At 73.6% G+C, this 21890-nt stretch carries 20 protein-coding genes; 12 read left to right on the top strand and 8 right to left on the bottom strand.

The annotated features are described in order from the left end of the window. The first annotated feature begins 3 nt into the window (after positions 1–3). The 3 genes from ACFPM7_RS16605 to ACFPM7_RS16595 are packed head-to-tail and all read left to right on the top strand — an operon-like array spanning position 4 to position 4591. Entirely contained in the window at positions 4–1587 is a 1584-nt protein-coding gene (locus ACFPM7_RS16605) for a hypothetical protein (RefSeq protein ID WP_378248526.1), read from the top strand. Beyond that, positions 1584–3446, top strand: coding sequence for a YcaO-like family protein (locus ACFPM7_RS16600; RefSeq protein ID WP_378248525.1), 1863 nt, complete (start codon positions 1584–1586; stop codon positions 3444–3446). The genes ACFPM7_RS16605 and ACFPM7_RS16600 overlap by 4 nt, the downstream gene beginning before the upstream one ends. After that, positions 3443–4591 carry a hypothetical protein gene (locus ACFPM7_RS16595; protein WP_378248524.1) on the top strand — a complete coding sequence of 383 codons (1149 nt, stop codon included), beginning with the start codon at positions 3443–3445 and terminating at the stop codon, positions 4589–4591. The genes ACFPM7_RS16600 and ACFPM7_RS16595 overlap by 4 nt, the downstream gene beginning before the upstream one ends. A gap of 101 nt (positions 4592–4692) precedes the next feature. Here the strand turns inward: ACFPM7_RS16595 and ACFPM7_RS16590 are convergent, their stop codons facing one another. After that, positions 4693–5040 (bottom strand): VOC family protein, encoded by a 348-nt coding sequence (locus ACFPM7_RS16590; protein ID WP_378248523.1) that lies wholly within the window; start codon positions 5038–5040, stop codon positions 4693–4695. Positions 5041–5341: 301 nt separating this feature from the next. Between ACFPM7_RS16590 and ACFPM7_RS16585 the strand changes: the two genes are divergently transcribed. Further along, positions 5342–6070 (top strand): class I SAM-dependent methyltransferase, encoded by a 729-nt coding sequence (locus ACFPM7_RS16585; protein ID WP_378248522.1) that lies wholly within the window; start codon positions 5342–5344, stop codon positions 6068–6070. A gap of 64 nt (positions 6071–6134) precedes the next feature. On the opposite strand, the gene ACFPM7_RS16580 is transcribed toward ACFPM7_RS16585, so the two are convergent. Genes ACFPM7_RS16580 through ACFPM7_RS16570 form a run of 3 tightly spaced genes read right to left on the bottom strand, consistent with a single transcriptional unit; the run spans position 6135 to position 9126 of the window. Then, positions 6135–7397 carry an FAD-dependent monooxygenase gene (locus ACFPM7_RS16580; protein ID WP_378248676.1) on the bottom strand — a complete coding sequence of 421 codons (1263 nt, stop codon included), beginning with the start codon at positions 7395–7397 and terminating at the stop codon, positions 6135–6137. Then, positions 7394–8422, bottom strand: coding sequence for a type III polyketide synthase (locus tag ACFPM7_RS16575; RefSeq protein ID WP_378248521.1), 1029 nt, complete (start codon positions 8420–8422; stop codon positions 7394–7396). The genes ACFPM7_RS16580 and ACFPM7_RS16575 overlap by 4 nt, the downstream gene beginning before the upstream one ends. Continuing rightward, positions 8419–9126 carry a class I SAM-dependent methyltransferase gene (locus ACFPM7_RS16570; protein WP_378248520.1) on the bottom strand — a complete coding sequence of 236 codons (708 nt, stop codon included), beginning with the start codon at positions 9124–9126 and terminating at the stop codon, positions 8419–8421. The genes ACFPM7_RS16575 and ACFPM7_RS16570 overlap by 4 nt, the downstream gene beginning before the upstream one ends. A 27-nt stretch (positions 9127–9153) precedes the next feature. Here ACFPM7_RS16570 and ACFPM7_RS16565 point away from each other — a divergent pair, with 27 nt between their 5' ends. Then, complete coding sequence (locus ACFPM7_RS16565) at positions 9154–9945, top strand: UbiA family prenyltransferase (RefSeq protein WP_378248519.1); 792 nt, start codon at positions 9154–9156, stop codon at positions 9943–9945. On the opposite strand, the gene ACFPM7_RS16560 is transcribed toward ACFPM7_RS16565, so the two are convergent. Continuing rightward, positions 9946–10422: an ATP-binding protein gene (locus tag ACFPM7_RS16560; RefSeq protein ID WP_378248518.1), complete on the bottom strand. Its 477-nt coding sequence runs from the start codon at positions 10420–10422 to the stop codon at positions 9946–9948. Between the two features lie 95 nt (positions 10423–10517). On the opposite strand from ACFPM7_RS16560, the gene ACFPM7_RS16555 reads away from it, so the two are divergent. From ACFPM7_RS16555 to ACFPM7_RS16540, 4 genes are all read left to right on the top strand, one after another. After that, a complete protein-coding gene (locus ACFPM7_RS16555) occupies positions 10518–11021 on the top strand; it encodes a 2Fe-2S iron-sulfur cluster-binding protein (protein WP_378248517.1) in 504 nt (167 codons plus the stop codon). After that, positions 11018–11998 (top strand): FAD binding domain-containing protein, encoded by a 981-nt coding sequence (locus tag ACFPM7_RS16550; RefSeq protein WP_378248516.1) that lies wholly within the window; start codon positions 11018–11020, stop codon positions 11996–11998. The genes ACFPM7_RS16555 and ACFPM7_RS16550 overlap by 4 nt, the downstream gene beginning before the upstream one ends. After that, a complete protein-coding gene (locus tag ACFPM7_RS16545; protein WP_378248515.1) occupies positions 11995–14049 on the top strand; it encodes a xanthine dehydrogenase family protein molybdopterin-binding subunit in 2055 nt (684 codons plus the stop codon). Before ACFPM7_RS16550 ends, ACFPM7_RS16545 begins: the two co-directional genes overlap by 4 nt. 171 nt (positions 14050–14220) lie before the next feature. Then, positions 14221–16455: a M9 family metallopeptidase gene (locus tag ACFPM7_RS16540; RefSeq protein WP_378248514.1), complete on the top strand. Its 2235-nt coding sequence runs from the start codon at positions 14221–14223 to the stop codon at positions 16453–16455. Between the two features lie 36 nt (positions 16456–16491). On the opposite strand, the gene ACFPM7_RS16535 is transcribed toward ACFPM7_RS16540, so the two are convergent. After that, the gene (locus ACFPM7_RS16535; RefSeq protein WP_378248513.1) at positions 16492–17433 is read right to left on the bottom strand and encodes a LysR family transcriptional regulator; all 942 of its coding nucleotides are present in this window, start codon (positions 17431–17433) and stop codon (positions 16492–16494) included. 165 nt (positions 17434–17598) lie between these two features. Between ACFPM7_RS16535 and ACFPM7_RS16530 the strand changes: the two genes are divergently transcribed. After that, the gene (locus ACFPM7_RS16530; protein WP_378248512.1) at positions 17599–18996 is read left to right on the top strand and encodes an aminopeptidase P family protein; all 1398 of its coding nucleotides are present in this window, start codon (positions 17599–17601) and stop codon (positions 18994–18996) included. 319 nt (positions 18997–19315) lie between these two features. Here the strand turns inward: ACFPM7_RS16530 and ACFPM7_RS16525 are convergent, their stop codons facing one another. After that, complete coding sequence (locus ACFPM7_RS16525) at positions 19316–20269, bottom strand: magnesium transporter CorA family protein (protein ID WP_378248511.1); 954 nt, start codon at positions 20267–20269, stop codon at positions 19316–19318. A 99-nt stretch (positions 20270–20368) separates the two neighbouring features. Between ACFPM7_RS16525 and ACFPM7_RS16520 the strand changes: the two genes are divergently transcribed. Beyond that, entirely contained in the window at positions 20369–20788 is a 420-nt protein-coding gene (locus ACFPM7_RS16520) for a helix-turn-helix domain-containing protein (protein WP_378248510.1), read from the top strand. Next, positions 20785–21618, top strand: a complete 834-nt coding sequence (locus tag ACFPM7_RS16515) for an alpha/beta fold hydrolase (protein ID WP_378248509.1) — start codon at positions 20785–20787, stop codon at positions 21616–21618. The genes ACFPM7_RS16520 and ACFPM7_RS16515 overlap by 4 nt, the downstream gene beginning before the upstream one ends. On the opposite strand, the gene ACFPM7_RS16510 is transcribed toward ACFPM7_RS16515, so the two are convergent. Continuing rightward, positions 21593–21745, bottom strand: a complete 153-nt coding sequence (locus tag ACFPM7_RS16510; protein ID WP_378248508.1) for a helix-turn-helix domain-containing protein — start codon at positions 21743–21745, stop codon at positions 21593–21595. The two genes, ACFPM7_RS16515 and ACFPM7_RS16510, sit on opposite strands and share 26 nt — an antisense overlap. Positions 21746–21890: the final 145 nt, after the last annotated feature.

Raw genomic sequence — 21890 nt, 5'->3', positions numbered from 1 at the left:
CTGGTGCCGACCAAGCTTCGACCGGTCGTGCACGTCACGCCGACCGCGACCGGCCTGCACTTTCGCGGCTGGACCTCCAGTTTCACCGTCGAGGCGGGCGCGGGCCTGGCCAGGCTGTGGGAGCGGCTGGCCGGTCCGCTCGCGGCGGGCGTCGAGGACTCCTGGCTGACACCCGCCCAGCACACCCCGGCGCCGGTGGCCGCCGCGATCGCCTCGATCATGGCGAACCTGCGCGACCACGACATGCTGGTGACGGTGCCGCCGGGCTGGGGTGAACCGGGCCCGGGGATGCCCGCGCCGAAGGTGGCGGCCTGGCTGGAGTCCAGCGCCGCCGATCCGGCGGCGGCGTGGGCGCTGCTGCGCGCGGTCACCGTCGACCTCGACGGACCAGGACCGCTCGTGGAGGCGGCGCGGCGCTCGCTCGCCGCCACGGGGGTGCGGGTCGGTTCGGTCGGCCCCGGAACGGAACTCGTCCTGGTCGCCGGTGATCTGGCTGTGCGGGCGGGCTGCGCGGGGGAGACCGGCTTCGTCACGGTGGCCGGCACGAAGGCGGAGGCGCAGCGAACCGCCGCCGCGGTGTGGGCCCGCCTCGGCGTCGAGCCCGCGGCCTGCCCACCGGACGTGCTGGCGGCGCTGGTCGGTTCGGCGGCGGTGCACCGCGTCGTGTGCGCCGCCGCGGGCATGTCCGACCCCGCCGATGAGGCAGCCGAGTCCTCCACCAGCACTGGCCCGCGAGAGCCCGCGCGGGTGCTCGTCGCCACCCTGGAGCCGTTCCAAGCGCGCTACCACCCGATGCCCCATCCAGAGGCGACGCCCGCCGAGGCGGTCGCGTTCGCCGACGCCCTGGCCGCGATCGAGGTGGCCGCCGATCCGGTACTGGGCGCGTGGCCGCCTGTCGAACTCGGCGACCTGCCCCAGGTGCCCGCCAGTCTCGCCGTCTGCGCGGGCACGCTGGGCGTGGGCACCACCGCCGACGCCGCTCGGCTGGACGCGGCGCTGCGCCACGCGGGTGCGACCGCACCGGCCGGCGTCCAGGTAGGCGCGGACGGGATGCACGCCCGCGGCCTGGTGCTGCGGGTCGCGGCTCGCGGACGCCTCCTCGGCGACGCGGGCCCGGTGGCCGACACCGAATGGGCGGCGGACCCGACCGCGCGCCGCTGGTGGAAGGCGCTCACCCTGCGCTACGCGGTGCCCGCTTCGGTGCGGATCGCTCGGCTGACCGAGCACGCGGTGCACGCGGAGATCAGCGCCGGTGGCCGCGGCCTGGCCTGGGCCGTGGAGCGCACCGCCGCGGACGCGGTCGCGTTCGCGACCCTGGCCGCCGTCGGCGTCGAGCAGGCCCGGCGCGCCGGGGTGTCCTCGGCCCCGGTGCTGCTGTCCGGCGCCGCTCCGGCCTGGACACCGGAGTCCACGACCGATGTTCCCTGGCAGAGCAGGGACTGGCACTGGCCGCACGGCGTCCGCGACGGCGAAGAGCGGCTCCAGTCGTCTCTCATCGAGGTGCTCGGCACGCCACTGGCGTCCACTTTCGGGAGATCGGCGGGGATCGCGGCGTATGCGCCCGGCGCGGTCGAGGTACGGCGATGAACCCTGGCGCCGTCGCGCTCGCCGAACTGGCCACTGTGGACCCCGATGTCCCGGTGAGTGTTCCGCTGGACAGCTACACTCCGGGCCAGCTCGCCGAACTCGACCGCATCGCACGCGGCCGGAGCGCTCCGGTGGTTCCGGTCCGCGTCGACGGCGGGCTGGTCGTCATCGGGCCGGTGCTCCAGGGGGAGCCGGTCGTCTGCCTCGGCTGCGCCGAGGACATCCGGCTCGCCGCGTTCGGGGCGGCGGTTCCCCGCTCGGACGCGGCCATGCGCCTCGGCGGGATCGCCGACGGGCCGCTGCGGCCGGTGGTGGATGCCGTCGTGCGGCACGTGCTCGAAACTGCGGGCGGCTACCGGGATCGCGTTGTGGCGCTTCGCCTCGACTCCGCAGGCCTGGCCGTGCATCGGATCCGGCCCCGATCGGGCGGCTGCGCCGAGTGCCTGCCGCTGCCCGGGGACACGGCAGCGGGCGCTGTCGTCCACAGTGGAGTGGAGCTGGCGTCGGCAGGCACGCTGCGGCTGCCCAACGAGCGCACCACCCTGGCCGGGCTGAGCGCCGCGCTGCTCGACCTCCGGCACGGCCCGGTGACCGGGGTGTTCCGCACCGGACACCTGCCGCTGGCCACCGTGACGGCGCCGATCGTCGGTCCGGGCCGGACCCGGCAGTCGGGGTACGGCCGGACCGTGACCTTCGCTGACGCGGAGCGGATCGCACTGTTCGAGGCGGCCGAGCGGCTCGCCGGGATGAGTCCGCGACGCCGCGAGACCACCGTCGAGGCGTCGTTCGCCGAACTCGGCGGCGACTTGGCGGTCGATCCGGCCGCGCTCGGCCTGCACGAACCGGACTCCTACGCCGATCCGGCGTTCCGGCTGACCGCCTACCATCCCGCCGCGCGTACCCGGTGGGTGTATGGCTGGTCCTACACCCACCGCCGGGCCCGGCTGCTGCCCGAGCACGTCGTCTACTGGGGCAATCACAACGCGGGCGCGCGGTTCCTCACCGAGACCTCCAACGGCTGCGGACTGGGCAACAGCCTCGCCGAAGCGGTGCTGTACGGGCTGTTCGAGGTCGCCGAGCGAGACGCCTTCCTCATGGCCTGGTACGCGAGCACCCCACTGCGCAAGCTGGGAGTAGACGACACCGATCCGGTGCTGGGGCACCTGGTCGACCGGCTGGAGTCCCTGGGCTATCAACTGCTGTTCTTCGACGCCACCAACGACCTGGGGATTCCGGTGGCGCTGGCCATGGCCCGGTACATGGGCGCGGACCCGGCGACCCCGGCGTGCTTCTTCGCCGCGGGCGCGCATCCCGATCCGCGCGCGGCGATGGCCTCCGCGGCGGCCGAGATCGCCGTCGACGTGGAGAACGGACTGGTCCGGGCACGGGAGAAGCCGGACGACTACCGGCGCGATCGCCTGTTGGCCATGCTGGAGCGGCCGGAGCTGGTGCGCACGATGGAGGACCACGTCGCGCTGTACGGTCTGCCGGAGGCGGCCGGCGAGTACGCCTTCCTGCTGGGCGATGTGCCGACGGTCGACCCGGCCGAACTCGCCTCGACCGGTGACGAGCGGCCGGAAACCGACCTCGCTGCGCTGCTGGACCGCTACACCGGCAGGCTGGCCGGGCTCGGTCTTGAGCTGATCGCCGTCGACACCAGCGAGCAGGCCGTCGCCCGCGAGCTGGGGCTGTACTCGGCCAAGGTCGTCGTCCCGGGGACGCTGCCGATGACGTTCGGCCATGGCCACCGCCGGACCCGCGGCCTCACCCGCCTGTTCGATGTGCCGTACCGGCTTGGCCGGGCGGGCGCTCCCCTCGGCGAGGCGTCGGTGTCCCTTCGGCCCCATCCGTTCCCATGACCGCCGCCGACCGCGTCGAGGCCACCCTCGCCGAGGTCTACGCCCAGGGGGTCGGCAAGCGTGTCGCGCCCGGACCCGCCCCGGCGCGCGCGGCGGTCCCCGGTGCGCGGGTGCCGCTCGCCGCGCTCGCCGGTTCGGGCCCGTTCGGCGCGGCGGTCGCCGACGTCCTGGTCGACGTGCTCACCCCGCTCCGGTGGGAGCCGCTGAACCCGTTCAACGACCACCGAGGCTACCCATCGCCCCGTGCGACCTACCTGGTCGATGTCCACCTGGTGACCGACGGCGGGCGCTGGCCGGTGGACCCGCCGCGCCGGGCCCTGCTTGGCGCGTCCGCACCGGCCCTGGACGACGTCGTGGTCCTCGCGGTTGAGGGACACCCGGAGCGACTCTCGGTCGGCTACGGCGACCTGGCAGCGGCGCTCGCCGAACTGGAGACGGGCCACCTGCTGGCCGCGCTCGCTGAACGGGCAGACCAGTACGGCCTGGCCGTTGAGTCCCATGTGGATGGTCTGCTGGTCCGCTGGTCCGGCGCCCCCGGCCACCCTGGGCCAGTCCCGCGCCGCAGCTCCGGCCTCGGTCCCCGTGGCCTGCACGCCGACCCCCGCCCGCTGCCGGCCGCCACCGCACGGGCCGTGATCGCCGCCGCGGTCTCCGCGGTCCCCGGTTCGCCGTCAGCCGGAGCCCCGCTGCGGGTCGCGGTCGGCATCGGCAACGTCACCGGGATTCCGGACGGCTGGTATCGCGGCGGGGACTCGCGGCTGCTGCGGCCGGCCCCTGCGATGGCCGAGGCGCAAGCCGGGTTCGGTTACCCGCGGTCCACCATCGATGTGGCGGGGATGAACCTGGCGGTCGTCATAACGGCCGACGTCGCGGGTGAGGTCCGCGAACACGGCGCCGAGGCGTACCCCCGGTTGCTGCGCGCCGCGGGAGCCGCGGTCCAGCACGCCGCGACGGCGGCGGCTGAGCGGGGGATGTTCTGCCGCCCCGTCCGCAGTGTGAGCGAGCCCGCGCTGGAGTCCGCGTGCGAGGCGCCGCCGGAGCACGACCTGCTGTACGTCGCGCTGGCCGGGAGGACCCGGGTGGTCGGCTTCGACTACGACCTGCGGCCGCTGGCCCGGTCGCCGCAGCCCGGGACGACCCGCTGACGTGTTGTTCCCGCGAGTCGGCGTGGCCGCCCCTGGGCGCCCGCCGAAACGCCGTGATCGACTGTCGTTGACACAAAGGGAACCTTTGTGGGCAGAAGGTTTCAGGACTCCGCCGTTGACCCGCCGAAGGCGACCTCGTTGCCGTCGGCGTCGCGGAACATGGCCTTGCTGACGCCGTTGTCGTAGGTCTGCACCTCGGCCGGGTGCAGGCCGCGCTCGGCGAGGGCGCGCAGGGTGGCGGGGTAGTCGGGGACGAACAGCATGACCTTGGCGTGGCCTGCGCGTTCGGGCAGGTGCTCGATGTAGAGGTAGCGGTGTTCGGCGACTTCCCAGACCGCTTCCGCGTCGTTAGGGAAGAAGGCGGGTGGGGCGCCGAAGAGGCGTTCGTACCACTGCAGGGCGGCGCGGTAGTCGGAGACGGGGACGCCCGCGAACAGGTCGGTGGACATGCCTTGATGGTAGTCGCGGGCGGGTTGGGGTGGATGGATCTTGTGGACGGAGCGCGGGCGTTCCGGTACCTTTCGGACGGCGCATCTGGTTTGTCCAGTCGGGATCGTGTTGAGGTGCTTCCGTTGCGCGGAAGCGGATCGTCCGTTTGGCCGTACGGGGGTGCGGTCAGGTGAGGTCGGGGTCGTCGGGTATGCCGGTGCGGTTCGTGCTGATCACGTGAAGGGTGCCGGTGAAGCGGTGAGTGCTGACCTCGGGTTCGAATATGTGAGCGGTGTTCTCAGTAAGGAGCACACCACGGAGTTGGAGCGGCTTCGGTCGCTGGAGCGGGCGTGTGACCCGGTCACCGTCGACATCATCGACGGGATCGGCGTGCAGCCCGGGTGGGACTGCCTGGAGATGGGCGCGGGCGCGGGGTCGGTGGCCTACTGGCTCGCCGAGCGGTGCCCGGACGGGAAGGTCGTGGCCGCTGACATCGACCCCCGCTTCCTCGACCCCCGGCGGGCGGGCAACGTCGAGATCGCCCGCATGGACATCACCCGCGACGGGTTCGGCGAGGCGTCGTTCGACTTCATCCACACCCGGCTGCTGCTGACGCACCTGCCGCAGCGCGACGAGATCCTGCGCGCGGCGGCGTCCTGGCTCAAGCCGGGCGGCTACCTGCTCGTGGAGGACCTCTACGTCCTGCCGATGGACGAGGCCGACCCCGCGCTGCGCGAGGTGATCAAGCTGCTGTTCGACGTCATCCTCGTGCACGGCGCCGACCTGCGGTGGGGGCGCAAGCTGCCCGCGCTGCTGTCCCAGCTCGGGCTGTCGGAGCTGGGCCTGCGCACCAGCCCGCTCGCCTTGGGCCTGCGCGACGCCGCCGAGCTGATGTGGCGCAACTCCTGGCAGCAGGTCCTGCCCTTCGGCGTCGGCACCGGACTGGTCGACCCCGCCGAGGCGGACGCGCTCACCGCGGCGATGGACGGCCCGGCCATCGACCCGACCGCGCTGATCTTCTCGGCGTGGGGCCGCAAAGCGCCGGCGTGAGGCGCGGGGGTGAGTGACGGCACGTCGCGGGCGGGCGCATCCGGGGCCGCCCGCCGCGGCGGCGTCAGTCCCGTTCCGGGGCCAGCTCGACGTCGGTCCGCCAGGACGCCCCACTGTGGACAGATGTCAGGAACTGGCGCACGGACCGCGCGAGCCAGGCCAGGCCAGGGTCGGTCCAGGCCGCACCGGCGCTGATCCCGTCGGGGCGGACGAGGTGGTTGCCGACGACGGTGAAGTCGTGGCCGTCGTAGCCGGGCAGCGCCCGGCCGCCGCCGCGGTGCACGAGCGGGCCGCGGCGCAGCCTGGGGGAGACGTCGGCGATCGGGAAGTGCCCGGCCGTGCGCAGCGCGTGCTGGCGCACGCGACCGCCGCGCATGGACCAGCCCAGTAGCATCGCGGTGCGGATGGTGGCCAGGGCGTGCGGGAGGCGCTCGGACTGGTAGGTGTCGAGGAGGCGATCGGGCGCGCCGCGGCGCAGCACCCAGGCCAGCTTCCAGGCGAGGTTGGCGGCGTCGCGCAGACCCGCGCCCAGGCCCTGGCCCGCGAAGGGCGGGGTGAGGTGGGCGGCGTCGCCGAGCAGGAGGACACGGTCGCGGCGCCAGCGGGTGGCGACGCGGGCGTGGAAGGTGTACTCGGCGCGCCTGCTGACGGTCAGGCCGGGCGGCGGGGTGGGCGCGCCGTCGACGCGGTGCTCCCAGCGGTAGCGGGTGCCGGTGACGCGCATGAAGGTGGCCGGGGGAGTGGCGCACACCTGGTGGACGCCGTCCCACATCGGCAGCGGCTCGGGCGACTCGCCGTCGACGACCCACCAGCGTTCCGGCGGACGCAGCTCGCGCAGGCTCCCGCCCACCGCCGCGCGCACCACGCTGTTCGCGCCATCGCAGCCGAGGACCGCGTCCGCGGGCAGCCGGGAGCCGTCGGCGCACACCACGACCGGGCCCTGCTCCACCCCGCTCACCGCGACGCCGCGGCGCACCACGCCCGGCGGGAGCGCGGATTCCAGCAGCGCGTCCAGGTCGGGTTGATGGAACAGTGAGGAGTCCGGGTGCCCGAACCGGCCGCGTTCGGCTCTGCCGAACTCGGCCAGCACCCGGTGCCCGGCGTCGACCAGGCGCAGGCCCGGCATCGGTCTGCTGATCGCCTGGAACGCCTTGCCGAGGCCGAGTCTGCGCAGCACCTCCACCGCTTCGCCGTCCAGGTGCACGGCCCTGGGGGTCGACAGCGGGGCGGTGTGCTTCTCCAGCACCACAACGGGAACGCCGTGCCGGACGAGCAGCAGGGCCGCCGTCAGCCCGACCGGGCCCGCCCCGACGACGACGGCGGTCAGGGCTCGGCCACCAGCAGCGCGGCCGACAGCGTCAGCCCGGGGCCGAACGCCATCGCCACCACCGCGTCGCCCGGCCGCGTGTCGAGCGAGCCCAGGATGAGCGGGACGGTGGCCGACGAGCAGTTGCCGAACTCGGCGAGCACGTGGCGCGAGGCGGTCAGCGGCGGCAGGGACAGCGCGCTCTCCACGGTGTCGAGCACGCGCGGCCCGCCGGGGTGCACCGCCCAGTGGGCGATATCGGCAGGCGTGCGCCCGTGCGGCGCCAGCAGGTCCTTGACCAGCAGTTCGACCTCGGCGCCGAGGATGTCGGGCACCCGGCGGGACAGGCCCATCCGGAACCCGAGGTCGGTCACGTGCCAGGTCATGTGCTCGCTGGTGCCCGGGTAGGTGCGCCACGCCGAATCCGCGACGCGCAGGCCGGGCCCGTCGTCGGGGGTCACCACGACGGCGGCGGCGGCGTCGCCGAACAGGGCGTGGCAGATGATCTGCTCGGTGTCGTCGGTGGGCGGCTGGGCGTGCAGCGAGGTCAGCTCGACGCACAGCAGCACGGCGGGTTTGCCGTTGCCCGTGACGTAGTCGGTGACGGTGTCCAGGCCGGGCATCGCGGCGTAGCAGCCCATGTGGCCGACGACCAGCCGCCGCGCGCGCGGGTCCAGCGGCAGCGAACCGGCCAGCGCGATGTCGACGCCGGGGGTGGCGTAGCCGGTGCAGGAGGCGACGACGAGCAGCCCGACATCGGCGGCGGAAACGTCCGCGTCGGCCAGGGCCGCGACCACGGCGTCGTGCGCCAGCGGGGGAGCGGCTTCGGCGTAGCGGCGCATCCGGGACTCTGTCGACCAGTGCGCGACGTCCTCCGCGCGCGGGTCGGCGACGGCGTGCCTGCGGCGGACCCCGGCGCCGGCGAAGATCCGCTCCGCGACCCGGCTGCCCGCGAAGCGGTCGCGGAAGTGCTCCTCCCACACCGCGCTCTGCTCCATCGGCGGCGGCAGCGCCGCGCCGGTCCCGCGGATGCGCGCTCGCCTCACCGGGTCTCCTTCCGTCCCACGCCCTGGAAGAGGACCCCGGTGTCGCGGACCGGCACCATGCGCACGTCGTCGCGGCGGTGCAGGACCCACGCCAGCAGGTCGAGCGCGGACGGGCGGATGCCGCGCAGCAGAAGGGGAATGCCCGCCTCGGCGGCGCACCCGACAAGTTCGTCCCGGTCCACCAGCAGCGCGGGGTCGTGGACTCCGCGCGGGGCCAGGCCCGGCACCCGTTCGGCGACGCCGATGGCGACGAACCGGCAGCGGCGGGTCGCGGCCAGGGTGTCCAGCACCAGCAGCCCGCCGGGGGCGAGCACCCGGCCGATCTCGCGCACGGCGGCGGGCAGGTCGGTGACGTGCTCCAGGATCTCCCCGGCCGCCACGACGTCGGCGCAGCCGTCGCGCAGCGGGATGCGCAGCACGTCGCCGCGCACGGCGGCCACGCCGCGCCCCGTGGCCTGGCGCAGGGCGCTCGCGGTGATGTCGACGCCGATGTGGTGGTAGCCGCGCACGTGCGGGGCGAGCAGACCGGCGCCGCAGCCCAGGTCGACAAGGACTGAGCCCGCTTTGCCCGGCGGGATCAGCGCGCCGCGCGCGGCGGCCAGCCAGTGCAGCATCGCGAAGACCCCGCGTGGTCGCCACCACTGGTCGGCGAGCCGGTCGTAGAGCCTCGGGTCGTTCCTCGGCAGTTGCTCGGTCGGTGGCACGTGTCCCAGGCTGGCACACTCGGGCGGGTGCAGCAGGCCGTGCGGACCGGGGCAGCGCTGCTGCTCGCCTGCCATCCGGCGCCCGCGCTCACCGTCGCCGCCCTCGCCGGGGGGCTGGCGTTCGCCCTGGGCGGCTCGGCCGCGGTCGCCGCCGGGCTCTGCGCGGCCGTCTTCCTCGGCCAGCTCTCCGTCGGCTGGCTCAACGACCTGCTCGACGCCGACCGCGACGCCGCCGTCGGCCGCACCGACAAGCCCGTGGCGGATGGCCGCGTCTCGCGGCGGACCACGGCGATCGGAATCGCGGTGGCCGCGCCCGCGGCGGTGGCGGCCACCGCGCTGTTCGGCCCGCGCGCGCTCATCGCCCACTCGGTCGCGCTGATCTCGGCCTGGGCCTATGACCTCGGCGTGAAGGCGACGGCCTTCTCCGTCGTGCCCTACACCGTGTCGTTCGCCCTGCTGCCGGTCATCGCGGGTCCGGCGCCTGGCTGGCTGATCGTGGCGGGCGCGCTGCTGGGCAGCGCGGCGCACTTCGCCAACGCCCTGCCCGACATCGATGACGACCTCGCCACCGGCGTGCGCGGCCTGCCGCACCGGCTGGGCAGGCAGGCGACGACCGCGGTGGCCGCGGTGCTGCTGGTCGGCGCGGGCGTGGTCGTCGCGTTCGGTCCGCCCGGTCCGCCGCCCGCGGTCGCGCTGGTCGGCGTGGTGGCGGGGCTGGCGGCGCTGGGGGTCGGGCTGGCGGTGGGCGGGCGCGGACCGTTCACCGCGCTCCTGGTGGTGGCCCTCGCCGATGTCGTGCTGGCCGCGCACGCCCTCTGATCAGGCCGGATCGCGTCGGGTGCGGATCACCGCGGTGATCCGCGTCCCCGTGCACCGCCGGTCGATCTCGACGGAGTCGGCGATCGCGCGCACGATGACCAGGCCCCGCCCCCGGGTGCTGGGCCCCGACCGGGGTGGCCGCCACGCGCCGGTGTCGTCCACCTGGATGGTCAGCACGCCGTCCCCGGTCCGCGCGCAGAAGCGCACCTCGCCCGCCTCGCCGGGGCCGAAGGCGTGCTCGATCGAGTTGGCGACCAGTTCACCCGCGACCAAGAGCACGTCCGCGATCAGCTCAGGGTCCACGTGGTGCCCGCGCAGCCACGCGCGGAAGCGGTGGCGGGACTCCGGGATCGCGTCGACAAGCGCGGGCAGCAGCAGGGCGAACCCGCCCGGCGGGGTGTCCACCGCCATGACCGCCGGGGGACGCCGGGCGGTGCTGCCCGCCCAGCCTGCCTGCTTCCCGTTCTCGCGCCACATGTCCCCGAGCGGATACCCGCGCCCCGCGCCGCTAACCCCCGGTGTTGCCAACCCCCTGTGTTTCCGCGGACCGCCGCCCGGGTAAGCCCCGGCGCATGGACGCTGAGGTCACCCTGCGCGTCGACGGGATCACCCACCAGATCGCGGTCGACACCCGAACCACCCTGCTCGACCTGCTCCGCGACCGGCTGGGCAACCCGAGCCCCAAGAAGGGGTGCGACCACGGCCAGTGCGGTGCGTGCACCGTCCTCGTGGACGGGCGGCGGGTGCTGAGCTGCCTGGCGCTCGCGGTGGCCCACGGTGACACCGAGGTCACGACCGCGCAGGGCCTGGCCCGCGACGGCGAACTCCACCCGGTGCAGAAGGCGTTCATCGAACGCGACGCGTTCCAGTGCGGCTACTGCACGCCAGGCCAGGTGTGCTCGGCGGTAGGGGTGCTGGACGAGGCCGCGAAGGGCTGGCCCAGCCACGTCACCGACGACCTCGCGGCCGAAGCGGAGCTGGACGACGCCGAGGTGTCGGAGCGGATGAGCGGCAACCTGTGCCGCTGTGGGGCCTACCACGCCATCGTCGCCGCCGTCGGGGACGTGGTCCGGTGAAGCCCTTCGCCTACGCCCGTCCCGCCGACGCCCGCGCCGCCGTCCGCGCGGTCGCCGCCGACCCCGCCGCGATGTACCTCGCGGGCGGCACCAACCTGGTCGACCACCTCAAGCTCGGCGTCGCCGAACCGGGCCTGCTCGTCGATGTCACCCGGCTGACCTCGGCCGAGGTCAGCGATCTCGACGGCGGCCTGTCGATCGGCGCGGCGGTGCGCAACAGCGACCTGGCCGCCGACCACCGGGTGCGCACCCGCTACCCGGTGCTGGCGCGCGCCCTGCTGGCCGGGGCGTCGGGGCAGATCCGCAACGCGGCCACCACCGGCGGGAACGTCCTGCAGCGCACCCGGTGCGGGTACTTCCAGGACACCACCACGCCGTGCAACAAGCGCGAGCCGGGGTCGGGCTGCTCCGCGCTCGGCGGCTACACCCGCTACCACGCGATCCTCGGCGCCTCCGAGCACTGCGCCGCCACCCACCCCTCCGACATGGCCGTCGCCCTGGCCGCGCTGGACGCGCGAGTGCGGGTGCTCGGCCGCGACGGCGAACGGACGGTCCCCCTGGTGGATCTGCACCGCCTGCCGGGCGACTCGCCCGAGCGGGACACGGTCCTGGAGCACGGCGACCTGATCACCGCAATCGATCTGCCGCCGCCCCCGCCCGGACGCGGCGACTACCGCAAGGTGCGCGACCGGGCCTCCTACGCGTTCGCCCTGGTGTCGGTCGCCGTGGTGCTCGATGTCCAAGACGGTGTCGTCGGCGATGTCCGGCTGGCCTTCGGCGGCGTGGCGCACAAGCCCTGGCGTGCCTACGAAGCAGAGAGCGCTCTGCGCGGTCGCCCGGCGACCGAGGAGAGCTTCCGCGCCGCGGTCGAGGCCGAACTCGCCGCAGCCCGGCCGGTCGCGGGCGCGGAGTTCAAGGTCGGTCTGCTGGCCCGCACGGCGACGGCCGTCCTGCGCGACTCGGCGGCGCGGCGATGAGCCCCGCGATCGGCGCCGACCTCACCCGGCGCGACGGCATCCGCAAGGTGACCGGCACGGCGACCTACGCCTACGAGACCTCGGCCGAGGACACCGGGGTGAAGGCCGCGCCCGCCTACTGCCATTTCGTCCAGTCCACCGTTGCGAAAGGACGGATCACCGGCATCGCGGCCTCGGCCGCCCGCGCCGAGCCGGGCGTGCTGGCCGTCCTCGCCGCGGGCGAGGCCGAACGGCTCGCCGACACCGAGGACCGCGAACTCGCCGTGCTGCAAGACCATGCGGTCGGCTTCCGCGGCCAGGTCGTCGCGGTGGTGGTCGCCGAGACGCCGGAGACCGCGCGCCACGCCGCCGGGCTGGTGGCGGTCGAGTACGCCGAGGACGAGCACAGCGCCGACCTGGCCAGTGCGCCGACCTACAAGCCGGAGGAGGTCAACGCGGGTTTCCCGACCGACACCTCCGACGGCGACGTCGAAGCCGCCTTGGCCGAGGCCAGTGCCCGCGTCGAGCAGACCTACTCGACCGCGATGTACCACAACAACCCCATCGAGCCGCACGCCACGACGGCGCTCTGGACCGGCGGCGCGCTGACGCTGTGGGACTCCACGCAGGGCGTGCACTCCGTGCGCCAGATCATCCGGAAGGTGTTCGGGATCGAGGACGTCCGGGTCGTGTGCCCGTTCGTCGGCGGCGGCTTCGGGTCCAAGGGGGAGCCGCACGCGCACGTCGTGCTGGCGGCCATGGCGGCCAGGGCGGTGCCCGACCGGCCGGTGAAGGTCGCGCTGACCCGGCAGCAGATGTTCGCCCTCGCCGGGTACCGGCCGCCCACGATCCAGCGGATGCGCCTGGGCGCCGACCGCGACGGCAGGCTGACCGCGCTTTCCCTCGATGTCGTCGAGATGTCCTCGCGGACCAAGGAATACGCCGAGCAGACCGCGGTCCCCGCCAGGATGATGTACGCGACCCCGAACCGCGCCACCACCCACCGGCTGGCCGCGCTCGACGTGCCGGTGCCGTCGTGGATGCGCGCCCCGGGCGAGTGCCCCGGCATGTTCGGCCCCGAGGTCGCCATGGACGAGCTGGCCGAGGCGCTCGGCATGGACCCGATCGAGCTGCGGGTGCGCAACGAGCCCGAGACCGACCCCGACAGCGGGCTGCCGTACTCCAGCCGCAACCTCGTCCGCTGCCTGCGCGAGGGCGCCGAGCGCTTCGGCTGGGAGCGTCGGCGCACCGGGGTGGTGGACGGGTGGCGCGTCGGCAGCGGCGTCGCCGCGTCGGTGTACCCCGTGCACCGGATGCCGGAGTCCACCGTGCGGATCACGTACGCGGCCGGGCGCTACCTGGTGGAGATCGGCGCGGCCGACCTCGGCACCGGGACTTGGACCACGCTCGCCCAGATCGCCGCGGACGCCCTCGGCGTGCCGGTGCGCGACGTGGAGGTCCGCATCGGCGACACCGACTACCCGGTGGCGTCGGTCGCGGGCGGGTCGTCGGGCATGACCACCTGGGGCAGCGCCGCCTACGCCGCGGCCGAGGCCTTCCGCCGCGAGCACGGCGACGACCCCGCCGACGGCGAGTCCGCCGAGGGGTCGGTCCCGGAGAACCCGGCGTCGGAGAAGTACGCGATGTTCGCCTTCGGCGCGCAGTTCGCCGAGGTCGGAGTGCACGCGGACACCGGGGAGATCCGCGTCCGCAGGCTGCACGGGACCTTCGCCGCGGGGCGCGTCATCAACCCGAGGACGGCGCGCTCGCAGTTCATCGGCGGCATGACCATGGGCCTGTCCATGGCCCTGCACGAGCAAAGCGTGCTGGACCCGCGCACGGGCCACGTCGTCAACCACGACCTCGCCGAGTACCACATCGCGGTCAACGCCGATATCGCCGACATCCAGGCGCACTGGATCGACGAGCACGACCCGCACGTCAACCCCATGGGCTCCAAGGGAATCGGCGAGATCGGCATCGTGGGCACCGCCGCGGCCGTCGCCAACGCCGTCCACGCCGCGACCGGCGTGCGGGTGCGGGATCTGCCCATCACCCTCGACAAGATCTGATACATCGTTCTGATCGTGGTTCCGAACACTGTATAGACCGCAATCATGGAAGCCGCTATCCCCGGGACGACACGCGCCCGGGGTACGGTCTGAACCACCGGTGCTAGTCGCGCGACGCCTTTATCACCCTGCTTTCAAAGCCCTCCAGGGCTTTGTGAAAGGTGCCGTGCGATGGCATTCGGACAACGTCGTCATGCCCCATTACTGTTACTCGCCGCCGCGCTGGTGTTCACCGGCGCGCACTCGGCCCCGGCATCCGGGGCCACCGCCGCCCCGCCGCCGGCCGTGGCCGCCGACGGGCCGCCGCCCGTCGGCGCTGCCGACCACACAGGACACTCCGAGCACGTCGCCGCCGATGCGCTGCCCGTGCGGGAGCGCGCACCGCTGCCGGCTTCACGGGAGGCCCAGCGCGCCGACTACGACCTGCCCGAGGCCGCGCACCGCGCCGCGAACGAGTGCGGCATCATCGGCCTGACCGGGAGCGCGCTGGCGGACAAGGTCGCGGCGTCGGACCTCTCCTGCGTCAACGCCCTCTTCTCGCTCACCGGGACCGACGCGCAGCGCACCTTCAGCGAGGCGCAGATGGTGACCGTGGCGCAACGGCTGCGTTCGGTCGCTGCCGCCTACCCTGGTGACGACTCCACCGGCGCGGGGCGGCTCGTGCTGTTCCTGCGGGCCGGGTACTACGTGCAGTGGTACAACCCGATCGTCGGCGAGTACGGGCCCGCGCTGAACGCGGCGAGCCGGTCCGCGCTCGACGCGTTCTTCGGCGGTCCGCGCGCGTTCGAGGTCACCGAGCGCAACGGCGCGGTGCTCTCGGAGGCGGTCGTGCTCATCGACAGCGCCGACCTCGGCGCGCGGTACCTGCGGGTTGTCAAACGCTTGCTCAACGGCTACAGCGACGCCTACGACCAGTTCCCCAGCATGGTGAACGCGGTGAACTCCGTCCACACGGTGCTGTTCCGCGGGCACAACCGCCCGGAGTTCGTCGCGGCGGTCACCGCGGACACCGGCGTCCTGACCGCGCTGCGCGACTTCGCGTTGCGCAACCTCGGCCTGCTCCCCGGCCCGCGGTCCTACCTGACCTCGAACGCGGGACGGGAGCTGGCGCGCTTCCTGCAGCACGACGTGCTGCGGCCCACCGTGCGGCCGCAGGTCCGGCAGCTGCTGGCCGTCTCCTCCAGCACCGGCGCGACCGCGCCGCTGTGGGTCGGCGTCGCCGAGATGGCCGACTCCTACGACCGGGCGAACTGCTCGGCCTACGGCGTCTGCGACCTCCAGGAGCGGCTGCTGGCCGAGGTGCTGCCGATCACCCACTCGTGTGCGTCCACACTGCGCGTGCGGGCGCAGCGGATCACCGCGGCGCAGCTGTCGCAGACCTGTTCGAGCCTGCTGCGGCAGGACGCCCACTTCCACGATATCGCCCGCGACACCGGGCCGGTCGCGGGGGACCGCAACACCAGCCTTGAGGTCATCGTCTACGACTCCAGCACCGACTACCGCACGTACGCGGGCGCGATGTGGGGCATCGACACCAACAACGGCGGCATGTACCTGGAAGGCGACCCGTCGGCGGCGGGCAACCAGGCGCGGTTCATCGCCTACGAGGCCGAGTGGCTGCTGCCGGAGTTCGCGATCTGGAATCTCAACCACGAGTACACCCACTACCTCGACGGCCGCTTCAACCTGCACGGCGACTTCACCTCCAACGTCACCACGCCGACCATCTGGTGGATCGAGGGCTTCGCCGAGTACGTGTCCTACAGCTACCGCAATCTCGCCTATCCAGAGGCGATCACCGAAGCAGGCAAGCGCACGCACGCGCTGAGCACGCTGTTCGGCACGACATACAGCCACGACACCACACGGGTCTACCGGTGGGGCTACCTGGCCGTGCGCTACATGATCCAGTCACGGCGGTCCGATGTGGATACCGTGCTCGGGCTCTACCGGCGCGGCGACTGGAACGGCGCGCGGTCGTTCCTGGGCACGACCGTCGGCAGCCGCTACGACAGTGACTGGTACTCGTGGCTGGGCCGGTGCGCGGGTGGTGACTGCGGCACCCAGCAGCCGGGCGGTGAATGCGCGGAGGCCGACGCGCGTCAGCTGGGCAACGGCTGCACGCGGTCGAACCGGTCGGCCTCCGGCTCCGGGTACGACTACCTGTACCTGTCGATGCCCGCCGGGAAGAGCCAACTGCGGATCACCTCCTCAGGCGGCACAGGCAACTGCGACCTCTACTACAGCCCGCGCTCCTGGGCGACGGCCGCCAACGCCACCCACCGCTCTACCACGTCGGGTAACGCGGAGTCCATCACCGTGAACTCCCCGCCGTCCGGGTACCTCTACGTCAGCCTGCGCGGCAACCCGGGCTGCGCGGGAGTGTCGGTCAGCGCCCGGTTCTGAGCGGCGTGGACCCGGCGGGCTGCGCGCCCGCCGGGTTCAGCGGCCCGCGCGCAGCAGGTCGAAGTGCGCGGTGTGCTCGCGGACGAACGACCAGTAGGCGTCGCGGGCGAACTCCACCAGGACGGTCAGCCTGCGCGCCAGGGCGCCGTCGCGCGGGCACAGCATGATGTGGCGCTGCGACACCGGGTTGCCCTCCAGCGGGCGCACCGCGACGTCGCCGTCGGCGAAGTACACCGGCTGCACCGGGGCGACCGCGCGGCCCGCGGACACCAGCGCGCGGATCGAGTCGGAGTTGGGCGTGGTGTAGCGGACATCGGGGCTGAAACCGTGCTGGGCGCAGGCGATGTGGAAGGCGTCCGGCCAGCCCGCGCCGTCCGGCGGGCTCAGCACCCAGCTGTGGGCGGCGAGGTCGCCCAGCGCGATCGCGCTCCTGGCGGCCAGCGGGTCGGTCGCCGGCACGGCGACGAAGACGGGCTCCTCCTCGATGACCGCGCAGCGCAGCACGTCGTGCTCGGGGATCTCGAAACCCGGGTAGTCGACGGTGGTGACCAGGTCGAGCTGGCCCGCCGCGACCAGGTCGCGCAGCAGCAGCGGCGAGTACTCCATCGCGAGCCGGACGTCGACGGACGGCAGGTCGGCGTCGAGGCGCTCGGCCAGGCCCAGCAGCACCGACCCGGCCGAGCCGCCGATCCGCACCACCTTGCTCGCCTGCTGGGCGAACCGGGCCGCGCCGCGCCGCAGCTCCCCGACGGCGGCAAGGATGGCCCGGGCCCGCAGCAGCACGAACTCCCCGAACAGGGTCGGCACGACCCCGGTCGAGCCGCGGGTGAACAGCGGCGCGCCGACCTCTTCCTCCAGCCGCTTGAGCCGAACCGACAGAGCGGGCTGCGACAGGCCGAGCACGACGGCCGCCTTGGTCAGGCTGCCCGTCTCGGCGATCACGGCGACGGTCCGCAGGTGCCGCAGCTCCAGTTCCACCGCAAAAGTGTAGGCGCGGGATATCGGCTGCTCCAAGGACTGGATTCCGCTATAGACAATGCCATTGAAGCGGTTTATGGCCATCGCCGCGGTGAATCCGAATGTGCATGACCCCCGGATGCCCCCGGTGGTGAGACTGGGGCGACGCACACGGAAAGGGCGGGGATGGACGAGCTGAGGGGCGCGCTGGCCGACGCCGACGGATTCCGCGCGTGGATGCGCGAGGACTGGGAGCGCCGCGAGCACGACGCCCCCTGCCCGCCCGGAGCGGCCGAGGCCGCCGCCGCCCACCGCGACCGGCTCTCCGCCGCGTTCCCCCGCAAGCGCGTCGCCCTCGCCGCGGGCCGCCCGGCCGTCCGCTCGAACGACACCTTCCACGGCTTCCGCGCCGACTCCGACTTCGTCTGGCTCACCGGCTGCCAGGCCCCCGGCGCGGTCCTGGTGATGACCCCCGTGCCGGAAGGCCACGAGGCGACCGTCTACCTGCCCGCCCCGGCCGCCCCGCACGAGACCGACTTCTTCGCCGACGCCGACACCAGCCGCTTCTGGGTGGGCCGCTCGGCGACCCCGCGCGAGTGGGAACGCGCCCTGGGCATCCCGTGCCGCCCGCTGGAGGACCTGCCGTCGGCCCTGCGCGGCCGCCACCCCGCCGCGCTGGCCGCCCGGGGAACCGACCCGTGGCTGGACGCGCTCGTCGGCGCCCACAGCCCGCGGCTGCGCGAGGTGCTGGCCGAGCTGCGCCGGGTCAAGGACGACTGGGAGATCGCGGAGCTGCGATCGGCCGTCGCGGCGACGATCCAGGGTTTCGGCGATGTCGTGGGCGCCTTGGACGAGGCCGTCCGGGGCGGGGGAGAGCGGTGGCTGCAGGGGACGTTCGACCGGCGGGCACGAGCCGCGGGGAACGGGCCCGGGTACGCCTCGATCGTGGCGGCGGGACCGAACTCCCCGGTGCTGCACTGGACCCGCTGCGACGGGCCGGTGGCGGAGGACGCGCTGCTGCTGCTGGACGTCGGTGTTGAGGCGAACAGCCTGTACACAGCGGACATCACGCGGACGTTCCCGGTGTCGGGGTCGTTCGGGGACGCCGAGCGGCGGGTGTACGACCTGGTGCACGCCGCCCACCTGGCGGCGCTGGCGGAGGTGCGGCCGGGCAAGGAGTTCCGCGACTTCCACGCGGCGTCATCGGCGGTGCTGGCGCAGGGGCTGCACGACTGGGGACTGCTGCCGGTGTCGGTGGACGAGGCGCTGTCGGCGCGGGGTCAGCACCACCGGCGGTACATGGTGTGCGGGACCGGGCACCACCTTGGCCTGGACGTGCACGACTGCGCGCACGCCGGGTTCGAGGCGTACCAGCTGGCGGCGCTGGAGCCGGGCATGGTGCTGACGGTGGAGCCGGGGCTGTACTTCCACCCGGACGACCTGACGGTGCCGCCGGAGCTGCGGGGAGTCGGCGTCCGCGTGGAGGACGACCTGGTGATCACCGCGGACGGGGTCGAGAACCTGTCGGCGGCCCTGCCCGTCGACGCCGACGACCTGACGGCGTGGGTCGCCGCCCACCGCTGACCGTCACGCGGACGGGTGGCAACTCAGTTCATGATCGTTACTCTGGGCGCTCGGTCTGGGTCGGTGGTGCCCGCCGAGCGTGTGCACACCGCTGCCACCTCCTACAACCGCGAGTTCGCCACCGTCTTGGTCTGTCGGGTCGGACGGGCACGAGATCCTGGAGGCCAAGAGCGCCGCTGATCACCACAAGACGTCGCGCACCTGCACTGGCTGGGCATCGATTGTGTGTACCGCGTCGAGCGGCGGAAGTTCGGGCGGGAGGACGCGCCTGCGCAGCGGCGGGCCGTCATGGGGCCGGTGTGGGTGGGCGCTGACCTCGCTACAGCCAGTCCTTGCGCTTGAAGAGGGCGTACAGGCCGATGCTGAGCAAGGCCGTCGCGGCGGTGGAGGTCCAGAAGCCCCAGGGTTGGCCTGAGCCCGGGTAGGGGACGTTCTGGCCGTAGAAGCCGGTGATGGCTGTGGGGACGGCGATCACCGCTGCCCAGCCTGTCACCTTCTTCATGATCAGGTTGAGGCGGTTGCCCTGCACGGTCAGCTGGGTCTCGCGGATGGTCGTCAGGGTTTCGCGCAGGGCGGTGGTGTGTTCGGCGGTGCGGAGGGCGTGGTCGGCCAGGTCGTGGAAGTACGGGGCGGTGGTGTGGTCGGTGACGCCGTGGTCGGGGTGGGTGAGGGCGGCGATCACCTCGCGCATGGGGAGGGCGGTGCGGCGCAGGGTGGTGAGGGCGCGGCGGGTGGCGAGGAGGTCGCGGGTGAGAGTGGGGTCGCGGTCGTCGGCGAAGACGCGGTCCTCCAGGGTGTCCAGGTGGTCTTCCAGGGTGTCGGCCGCGGCGGCGTGGGTGTCGGCGGTGTGGTCGAGGAGGCCGTGGAGCAGGTGTGCGGCGCCGCTGTCGGCGAGGTGGGCCGTGCCGTCCCAGCGGCGGGTCACCTCGGACATGTCGACGTCGCCGCCGTGGACGGTGATGAGGGCGCGCGGGGTGATGAAGGCGCTGATCTCGTGGGTGTGCCGGGCGTCGGGGGAGACGGTGTAGGCGGTGAGGAACAGGTGGTTGTCGTAGCGGTCGACCTTGGGGCGCTGGCGGCGGTGCAGGGCGTCCTCGCGGGCCAGTTCGTGCAGGCCCAGCGCGTCGCCGACGCGGTTCAGGGTGGCCTCGGACGGGGCGGCGAGGTCCAGCCAGGCGACGGTGTCCGGTTCGGCCAGGAGTTCCGCGGCCCGGTCGACGGGGACGTCCTCCTCCACGAGCCTGCCGTCGCGGTAGAACCGGTTGCGCGTCACATCGCGACCTTACGGCCATGCCGCACCATGAGCCGAACATACGTAAACGTACCTATAAGTACATCGACAGGCGACGTATAGGGATGTTAGCGTAATGACATGGCCAAAGAGCTGTACTCCGCCGAAGAGGTCGCCGAGCAGCTCGGACTGCACGTGCGCACCGTGCGCGGCTACGTCCGGGACGGGCGGCTGAAAGCCGTGCGGATCGGCAAGCAGTACCGGATCGCGCGGGCGGACCTCGAAGCGCTGCTCGGCAAGCCGGTGGGCGAGGCCGAGGAGGTCAGGCGGAAGCGGCACGTCGACGTGACGACCGTCGTGGAGATCGACGCGGTCAGCCGCGACGCCGCCCACCGGGTCTCGACCCTGCTCACCGCCGTGCGCACCGAGGCCGCCGACCAGCCGCTGCGGGTGCAGACGGCCTACGACGAGGGGAGAGGCCGGATGAAGGTCGTCGTGATCGGCGGGCTGGCCGACACCAGGCACCTGCTGGAGTACCTGCAGGCGGTGCTGGAGCCGTGATCTACAAGACCGAGGCGGGCAGGCGCGACATCCAGGCCCGCTACACCGAGTACCTGGACCGGTGGCCGGTGCCCGCCGAGCGCCACACCGCCGCGACCCGCGAGGGCGACACCTTCGTCCTCGCCAGCGGGCCGCCGGACGCGCCGCCGCTGGTGCTGCTGCACGGCTCCGGCTCGAACGCGGCGATGTGGGCGGGCGACGTCGCCGCGTGGTCCGAGCACTTCCGGGTGCTCGCCGTCGACGTCGTCGGCGAGCCCGGCCGCTCGGCGCAGTCCCGGCCGCCGCTGGACACCCTGGCCCCGTGGCTCGACGACGTGATTGACCACTTCGGACTCGACGCCGCCGCGTTCGTCGGCGCGTCGCTGGGCGGCTGGCTGGCCACCGACTACGCGAGCACCCGGCCGCACCGGGTGAGCGCGCTGGGACTGCTGTGCCCGGGCGGGATCGGCAGGCAGAAGGTCGGCTTCCTGGTCAAAGCACTGCTGTACAAGCCTTTCGGCTCCTGGGGCGCGCACCGCTCGATCAAGGCCGCCACCGGGGTGGACACCCCCGAGGTCGCCGACTACCTCGTCGCGATCTTCCGGCAGTTCCGCCCCCGCTACGACCGCCTGCCGATCTTCTCCGACGCGGCGCTCGCGGCGCTCACCATGCCGGTGCTGGCGATCGTCGGCGCGCGCGACGCCATGCTCGACTCCCGGGGCACCGCCGAGCGCCTGCGCCGCGCCGTGCCGCACGCCACGGTCACCGTCCTTCCTGAGGTCGGACACGCCGTGCTGGGCCAGACCGGGCCGGTGCTGGACTTCCTCAGGAGCGCAGCCGCCGCGCGGTGATCCCGTACTGGGCCATCTTGCGGTAGATCGTCGCCCTGCCCCTGCCGAGCCGGGCTGCCGCCGCGCCGACGGTGACACCCGGCTCGGCCAGGCAGCGGACGATCTCGTCGCGCTCGATCGCCTGCATCCTGCTGAGCCGGTGTCCGCCGCCGGTGACCACCTCGGCGGGCAGATGCCGCAGGTCGACGGTGTCCGCCCGGTCCGCACGACCCGGCGCGGCTGCTCGGCGTTCTCCGGCCAGTCGCAGGTGGTGAGCGCGCGCTCGGCGGGGG

It is taken from the genome of Actinokineospora guangxiensis (assembly GCF_042657845.1).
Taxonomy (GTDB): domain Bacteria; phylum Actinomycetota; class Actinomycetes; order Mycobacteriales; family Pseudonocardiaceae; genus Actinokineospora; species Actinokineospora guangxiensis.
Note: the sequence above shows the minus strand (reverse complement) of the source record. Positions and strands in the feature narration are given on the sequence as shown.